Raw genomic sequence first — 7,572 nt, forward strand, 5'->3', positions numbered from 1 at the left:
AATTATACTATAAATTCAACTTTGCAACAGAACCATGCTTAATATACTACTAACCTTTTCATCAGGTAAATCATAAGATTCATGCTTAATGACATTACCATCAAAATAATTGTACATCACTTCAACAGAACTATAAGTTAAATCCAAAGAAATAAAATAACCATAAAGATGATTAACCTTCAGAAGAATAGGTTTTCTACCACCACTCTTCGTGCTATCACCCTCACCAACCTCATTAACAAGAGATTTATACTTTAACTTATTCAAAATACTAGAAATCGTTGCCTTATTAATCTCAAGATTTTTAGATATTTGAGTACGCGAAATATTATGATGGTTATAAATTTCCCTTAGCACTCTTTTTTCATTATCATTTATATTTTATTTTCCATAATTGCCTACCCCATAAGTTATTTTGAATTTAGTTTATAGTTTATCATGTATTTTTATACCAACTATTTTAACATAAATTAAATTAAACCTTAGAACAACTTAAAACCTCACTTAGGTTATCATCTTCGTTCTTTTATTTTTTTTATTATTTCAATAAATTACGTATTTCCAATATGACGATTTTTTATGCAAAGTCGTTGTATGTTTTTCAAATTTTTGACATTTATGCAATCTAAATAGCCAATTAGGGAATTTTTAACATTTTTTATTTGTTTGATATTATACTTAATGTATCTTAAATAGAAAGAGGGTATGCATATGGATTTCACTGGTGTTATTACAAGCATTATTGATTTAATCAAGACTTGCATTCAGGCTTTCGGTTAATTTTTTCAACTAAAAAACAGAGGAAATATTCAACGACTTGATTGTTTCCTCTGTTTTCTATGTATTGTTGTAAACACAACAATTTTATTTTTTATTCAATATATTTCTCAATTCTTCTATTTCATCTTGTGATAGATCTTCTTTTTCTACAAAGTTTAAGACAAGTGAATTGAAACCGCCTTTGTATACTTTATTGATAAAGTTTTTAGATGTTTTATATTTTATATCACTTTCTTCTACAAGAGAGTAATATTGAAAAATTTTATTGTCTTTTTTACGATCTATAAATCCCTTTTTATACAATCTCGTTATAAGTGTACGAATGGTTTTTGGACTCCAGTCCTTTTGCATTTGTATTTCTTCTATTATATTATTCGCACTTGCATATTTTTTCATCCAAATGATATTCATAACTTCCCATTCTGCAGATGATATTTCATACGTTTTATTATCCATTATATTAACTCCATTTCTTTTAAAATACGCTCAGAAATTTGTTGTGCTTTTTCGCCATTCGCATTGTCTTCGCCTTTTAAATGTGTAGCAAAATAATACGTATTATCTTTCGTTTCAACATAACCTACGAACCATCCATTTGCTTCTTTGTGATTCACGATTCCTGTTCCAGTTTTACCTACATATTTATAAGTATCTTTTTGTTTCAAAGTCATACTATTTTCAACTTTTTCAATAGCCTTATTATCAAAATGCATGTTATGTTGTTTCATATTTTTCAACAAATTAACCTGTTCTATTGCAGAAATTTTTAATGAAGATTCATTCCAATAATTTTCATTCCCTGATATTTCTTCATTACCATATTCAATTAGATCTAAATAAGATTTAACCTCATCTTGTCTTAAATGTTTGTTTAAATTTTCGTAATACCAATTTACTGAATATTTCATTGAAGAATTTAAATTTTGATCTTGGTTCCATTCTTTAAATGGATATTGATGTTTATCCCATTGTTGTTCAGTATGATTTAATGAGAGTAAATTTTGGTCGAATGCCATTAACGCTAAATAAATTTTGTAAGTAGAATTAGGTGAATATCGTTGTTTACTTTCTGGTTCATTATAAATAGAATAAGCTTGCTCCCGTTCATTATAAAGCACAAAACTTCCATCAAATCCTTTGAAATACGGAGCTAGTTGATTTAATTTTTTATATGATACATTTGTTTCATATTTGTCTTGTTGAACATGTGCAGATAGTAACGGTGCTTGTATTAAAAGCGATATACTACATACAATATACGCAACAATACGCTTGTTTCGATTAGGTTTAGGCATTGAATCATAAAGTGCAGTATACTTAACACGTTCTTTAATATTTGAATTAAAACCTAGTAAATATTGTGCTGCCACATTATTTATGTGCTGAGATTTTAAAATAGAGCATTTTAATATCGATTCACCATAACGTATATGTTCATGGCGATTCAAAATTTTTAAAACGTTTCTATCACATACTTTTTCACAGTCATTGTCCATCATTGTTTTACTTATATATAGTGCAGGATTAAACCAGAATATCATTTTAAAAACAACATAAAGCTGGTTGAATATTAAGTCATGACTTTTCACATGTGATAGTTCATGTAGAATAATATATTCAATTTCTTTGTCATTCATGGTTTCGACTACGACAGTTGGTAGTACAATTTGGGATTTCACTAAACCAAATACCATCGGATTATCAATGTTTGAACTATAACTAATTGTTATATGCTTTTTGTAGAACTGCATCTTACTTTGACATACTTTAAGTCGTTCATTAAGATATGACGATTCCAATGACGAACTTTTAATAACATCAATTTGTCGGAATGCCTTAATCATATAAAATAAGCACAACAAACTACCAAATACCCATATCAAAAGAATCATATACGTTATATTTGAGGTCTCAAACTGATTAACATTAATTGCTAAGTCTTTCGTAACAGATGATTGTTGACCATCTAACATATGACTAACCGAAGAAGTCGTGTCAGATACATTTCGATTCATCATATCTTTTGAAAATGTAAAATTCGATATTTTGTAAAATGGTATTAATGGAATTAACGTGGAGACGAGCACTAATAACCAAATCTTATGTGACATAATATTTTGAGTATATTTTATATAGAGCATTCTCACTAAAAAAATTACACATATCGTGAGCAATGAACTGATTATACTTAACATTAAAAAAGATGATAACACCTTCTACACCTCCATATCACAAAAATTATAACATTATTTTGACATAAATACTACATTTGTAATATACTACAAATGTAGTCTTATATAAGGAGGATATTGATGAAAAAGATAAAAATTGTTCCACTTATTTTAATAGTTGTAGTTGTCGGGTTTGGTATATATTTTTATGCTTCAAAAGATAAAGAAATTAATAATACTATTGATGCAATTGAAGATAAAAATTTCAAACAAGTTTATAAAGATAGCAGTTATATTTCTAAAAGCGATAATGGTGAAGTAGAAATGACTGAACGTCCGATAAAAATATATAATAGTTTAGGCGTTAAAGATATAAACATTCAGGATCGTAAAATAAAAAAAGTATCTAAAAATAAAAAACGAGTAGATGCTCAATATAAAATTAAAACAAACTACGGTAACATTGATCGCAACGTTCAATTTAATTTTGTTAAAGAAGATGGTATGTGGAAGTTAGATTGGGATCATAGCGTCATTATTCCAGGAATGCAGAAAGACCAAAGCATACATATTGAAAATTTAAAATCAGAACGTGGTAAAATTTTAGACCGAAACAATGTGGAATTGGCCAATACAGGAACAGCATATGAGATAGGCATCGTTCCAAAGAATGTATCTAAAAAAGATTATAAAGCAATCGCTAAAGAACTAAGTATTTCTGAAGACTATATCAAACAACAAATGGATCAAAATTGGGTACAAGATGATACCTTCGTTCCACTTAAAACCGTTAAAAAAATGGATGAATATTTAAGTGATTTCGCAAAAAAATTTCATCTTACAACTAATGAAACAGAAAGTCGTAACTATCCTCTAGGAAAAGCGACTTCACATCTATTAGGTTATGTTGGTCCCATTAACTCTGAAGAATTAAAACAAAAAGAATATAAAGGCTATAAAGATGATGCAGTTATTGGTAAAAAGGGACTCGAAAAACTTTACGATAAAAAGCTCCAACATGAAGATGGCTATCGTGTCACAATCGTTGACGATAATAGCAATACAATCGCACATACATTAATAGAGAAAAAGAAAAAAGATGGCAAAGATATTCAACTAACTATTGATGCTAAAGTTCAAAAGAGTATTTATAACAACATGAAAAATGATTATGGCTCAGGTACTGCTATCCACCCTCAAACAGGTGAATTATTAGCACTTGTAAGCACACCTTCATATGACGTCTATCCATTTATGTATGGCATGAGTAACGAAGAATATAATAAATTAACCGAAGATAAAAAAGAACCTCTGCTCAACAAGTTCCAGATTACAACTTCACCAGGTTCAACTCAAAAAATATTAACAGCAATGATTGGGTTAAATAACAAAACATTAGACGATAAAACAAGTTATAAAATCGATGGTAAAGGTTGGCAAAAAGATAAATCTTGGGGTGGTTACAACGTTACAAGATATGAAGTGGTAAATGGTAATATCGACTTAAAACAAGCAATAGAATCATCAGATAACATTTTCTTTGCTAGAGTAGCACTCGAATTAGGCAGTAAGAAATTTGAAAAAGGCATGAAAAAACTAGGTGTTGGTGAAGATATACCAAGTGATTATCCATTTTATAATGCTCAAATTTCAAACAAAAATTTAGATAATGAAATATTATTAGCTGATTCAGGTTACGGACAAGGTGAAATACTGATTAACCCAGTACAGATCCTTTCAATCTATAGCGCATTAGAAAATAATGGCAATATTAACGCACCTCACTTATTAAAAGACACGAAAAACAAAGTTTGGAAGAAAAATATTATTTCCAAAGAAAATATCAATCTATTAACTGATGGTATGCAACAAGTCGTAAATAAAACACATAAAGAAGATATTTATAGATCTTATGCAAACTTAATTGGCAAATCCGGTACTGCAGAACTCAAAATGAAACAAGGAGAAACTGGCAGACAAATTGGGTGGTTTATATCATATGATAAAGATAATCCAAACATGATGATGGCTATTAATGTTAAAGATGTACAAGATAAAGGAATGGCTAGCTACAATGCCAAAATCTCAGGTAAAGTGTATGATGAGCTATATGAGAACGGTAATAAAAAATACGATATAGATGAATAACAAAACAGTGAAGCAATCCGTAACGATGGTTGCTTCACTGTTTTATTATGAATTATTAATAAGTGCTGTTACTTCTCCCTTAAATACAATTTCTTCATTTTCATTGTATGTTGAAAGTGACACTGTAACGAGTCCATTTTCTTTTTTTATGGATTTCTTATTTGTAATTTCAGCGATAACGTACAATGTATTACCTGGGTATACAGGTTTAATAAATTTAACGTTATTCATTTGTGTTCCTGCTACAACTTCTTCTCCGTATTTACCTTCTTCTACCCATAATTTAAATGATATTGAAAGTGTATGCATGCCAGATGCAATGATACCTTTAAATCTACTTTGTTCTGCTTTTTCTTTATCTATATGCATATATTGAGGATCAAAAGTTGTTGCAAATTGGATAATTTCTTCTTCTGTAATATGAAGGCTTTTTGTTTTGAATGTTTCTCCTACTATAAAATCATCGTATTTCATATATGTCTCTCTTTCTTATTCAAATTAATTTTTTAGTATGTAACATGTTAAAGGTAAGTCTACCGTCACTGAAACGTAAGACTCACCTCTAACTTTCTATTGAGACAAATGCACCATTTTATCTGCATTGTCTGTAAAGATACCATCAACTCCCCAATTAGCAAGTTGGTTTGCACGTGCTGGTTTGTTTACAGTCCATACGTTCAATTCATAACCCGCTTCTTTTACCATTTTTACTTTTGCTTTAGTAAGTTTGGCATCTTCAGTGTTTACTATTTTAGCATTACAGTAATCTAAAAGTGTTCTCCAGTCTTCACGAAACGAAGTTGTATGGAATATAACTGCTCTGTTATATTGTGGCATGATTTCTTCTGCAAGTTTAACAAGCACAACATTAAAGCTTGAAATGAGCACTTCTTGATTCTGATTTAAGTTTGTTAATTGTTCTTCCACTTGCTTAACCATACTTTTAGAAAGTGCTAGTCCATTCGGTCCAGTAATACCTTTTAATTCTACATTTAAATTCATATTATATTCATTTGCTATTTTTACTACATCATCGAAAGTTGGCAAATGTTCATCTTTGAATTTTTCACCAAACCAAGATCCTGCAGAAGCATCTTTAATTTCATCATAATTCAATTCAGTTATTTCCCCGGACATATTTGTAGTCCGTTCTAAATAATCATCATGAATGATAATCAGTTGTTCATCTTTTGTAATTGCAACATCTAACTCCAACCAGTTTATACCTTCTACTTCTGAAGCAGCTTTAAATGATGCAATTGTATTTTCCGGAGCTTTACTAGGTAATCCTCTATGTCCATATACAGTTAGCATATTACCTCTCCTTGCATTTTTATTTTTTTAATTAACGTAACTGTATTATCACATTAATCGCACTTTTATTTCCATTAAAAAGAGATGAATATCATAAATAAAGAAGTCGATAGATTCGTATTGATTATGGAGTTAATCTACGTCTCATCTCATTTTTAAAAAATCATTTATGTCCCAAGCTCCATTTTGTAATCAAGTCTAGTTTTTCTGTACCCCTTATCTGCAATTTTACTTAGGATTGCTTTTAACTTACCTCTTATCTGCAATTTTACTTAGGATTGCTTTTAACTTACCCCTTATCAGCAATTTTACTGAGAACTGCTTTTAACGCACCTCTTATCTGCAATTTTGCCTAGAACTGCTTTTAACGTACCTCTTATCTGCAATTTTACTTAGAACTGCTTTTAACGTACCTCTTATCTGTAATTTTACTGAGAACTGCTTTTAACAAACCTCTTATCTGCAATTTTACTTAGAATTGCTTTTACTATTCCTCTTATTAGTATAATCTCAGTAAGAATGCGTATAAAAATGAAAATTACAACCGATTTTGTAAGTGCTGACGCCTGAGGGAATAGTATGTGCGAGAGACTAATGGCTCGAGCCATACCCCTAGGCAAGCATGCACGTACAAAATCGTAAGATAAAAAAATAAGCATATCACTGTAAACTTTAAAAAATCAGTTTAGTGATATGCTTATTTATTTCGAGTTAGGATTTATGTCCCAAGCTCATCAAGCACAATCGGCCACTAGTTTATTTCTCTATCTTATATGTTCTGATATGGTCTTCTATACTGTATAAGTATACTTTTGAATATGGATCTTGTGTCAATTCACGTTCGAAATCAAATTCTTGATTATCAAATCTGTTAAAGAATGTTTCGTATTCTTCGACTGATAATTGCTCTCTAGATTCTAGCATATTTAAGTGTTTCTCTTTATCTAATGCTTTGTCATATCCTTTAACGATTGAACCACTAAAGATTTCTCCTACTGCTCCTGAACCATAACTAAATAGACATACTTTCTCTTCTGGTTGGAATGTGTGGTTCTGTAATAACGAAATTAAACTTAAGTATAATGATCCTGTATAAATGTTACCAACATCTCTATTCCATAATACGGTTCTGTTGCAAAGTTGAATTTATAGTATAATT

7 protein-coding genes and 1 pseudogene are annotated in these 7,572 nt (G+C 29.8%); 2 read left to right on the plus strand and 6 right to left on the minus strand.

The features are described from left to right. Positions 1-30 precede the first annotated feature (30 nt). Positions 31-378, minus strand: a pseudogene (locus tag HMPREF2953_RS07850) (MarR family transcriptional regulator); the annotation flags it as partial. Positions 379-711: 333 nt separating this feature from the next. Between HMPREF2953_RS07850 and psm-mec the strand changes: the two are divergent. Continuing rightward, entirely contained in the window at positions 712-780 is a 69-nt protein-coding gene (psm-mec, locus tag HMPREF2953_RS11320; protein ID WP_014532405.1) for a phenol-soluble modulin PSM-mec, read from the plus strand. Positions 781-864: 84 nt separating this feature from the next. Here psm-mec and mecI read toward each other — a convergent pair whose 3' ends face one another. Both mecI and mecR1 read right to left on the minus strand, forming a co-directional pair. Further along, positions 865-1,236, minus strand: a complete 372-nt coding sequence (gene mecI, locus HMPREF2953_RS07855; RefSeq protein ID WP_000369214.1) for a mecA-type methicillin resistance repressor MecI — start codon at positions 1,234-1,236, stop codon at positions 865-867. Continuing rightward, entirely contained in the window at positions 1,236-2,993 is a 1,758-nt protein-coding gene (gene mecR1 / locus HMPREF2953_RS07860) for a beta-lactam sensor/signal transducer MecR1 (protein WP_070672740.1), read from the minus strand. The genes mecI and mecR1 overlap by 1 nt, the downstream gene beginning before the upstream one ends. A 96-nt stretch (positions 2,994-3,089) precedes the next feature. On the opposite strand from mecR1, the gene mecA reads away from it, so the two are divergent. Next, the gene (gene mecA / locus HMPREF2953_RS07865) at positions 3,090-5,099 is read left to right on the plus strand and encodes a PBP2a family beta-lactam-resistant peptidoglycan transpeptidase MecA (protein ID WP_001801873.1); all 2,010 of its coding nucleotides are present in this window, start codon (positions 3,090-3,092) and stop codon (positions 5,097-5,099) included. Between the two features lie 45 nt (positions 5,100-5,144). On the opposite strand, the gene HMPREF2953_RS07870 is transcribed toward mecA, so the two are convergent. The 3 genes from HMPREF2953_RS07870 to HMPREF2953_RS11105 all read right to left on the minus strand — a co-directional run bounded on the left by HMPREF2953_RS07870 (position 5,145) and on the right by HMPREF2953_RS11105 (position 7,559). Next, entirely contained in the window at positions 5,145-5,573 is a 429-nt protein-coding gene (locus HMPREF2953_RS07870) for a MaoC family dehydratase (protein ID WP_000872606.1), read from the minus strand. A gap of 96 nt (positions 5,574-5,669) precedes the next feature. Then, the gene (locus HMPREF2953_RS07875; protein ID WP_000958858.1) at positions 5,670-6,413 is read right to left on the minus strand and encodes a glycerophosphoryl diester phosphodiesterase; all 744 of its coding nucleotides are present in this window, start codon (positions 6,411-6,413) and stop codon (positions 5,670-5,672) included. Positions 6,414-7,169: 756 nt separating this feature from the next. Further along, positions 7,170-7,559: a hydroxymethylglutaryl-CoA synthase gene (locus HMPREF2953_RS11105; RefSeq protein WP_020444595.1), complete on the minus strand. Its 390-nt coding sequence runs from the start codon at positions 7,557-7,559 to the stop codon at positions 7,170-7,172. Positions 7,560-7,572: the final 13 nt, after the last annotated feature.

This window comes from Staphylococcus sp. HMSC072E01, assembly GCF_001814125.1.
GTDB lineage: Bacteria > Bacillota > Bacilli > Staphylococcales > Staphylococcaceae > Staphylococcus > Staphylococcus hominis.

Coding starts and splice junctions, on each gene's coding strand:
- HMPREF2953_RS07870 (WP_000872606.1), bottom strand. CDS start 5,573: ATGAAATACGATGATTTTATAGTAGGAGAAACATTCAAAACAAAAAGC.
- HMPREF2953_RS07875 (WP_000958858.1), bottom strand. CDS start 6,413: ATGCTAACTGTATATGGACATAGAGGATTACCTAGTAAAGCTCCGGAA.
- mecI (WP_000369214.1), bottom strand. CDS start 1,236: ATGGATAATAAAACGTATGAAATATCATCTGCAGAATGGGAAGTTATG.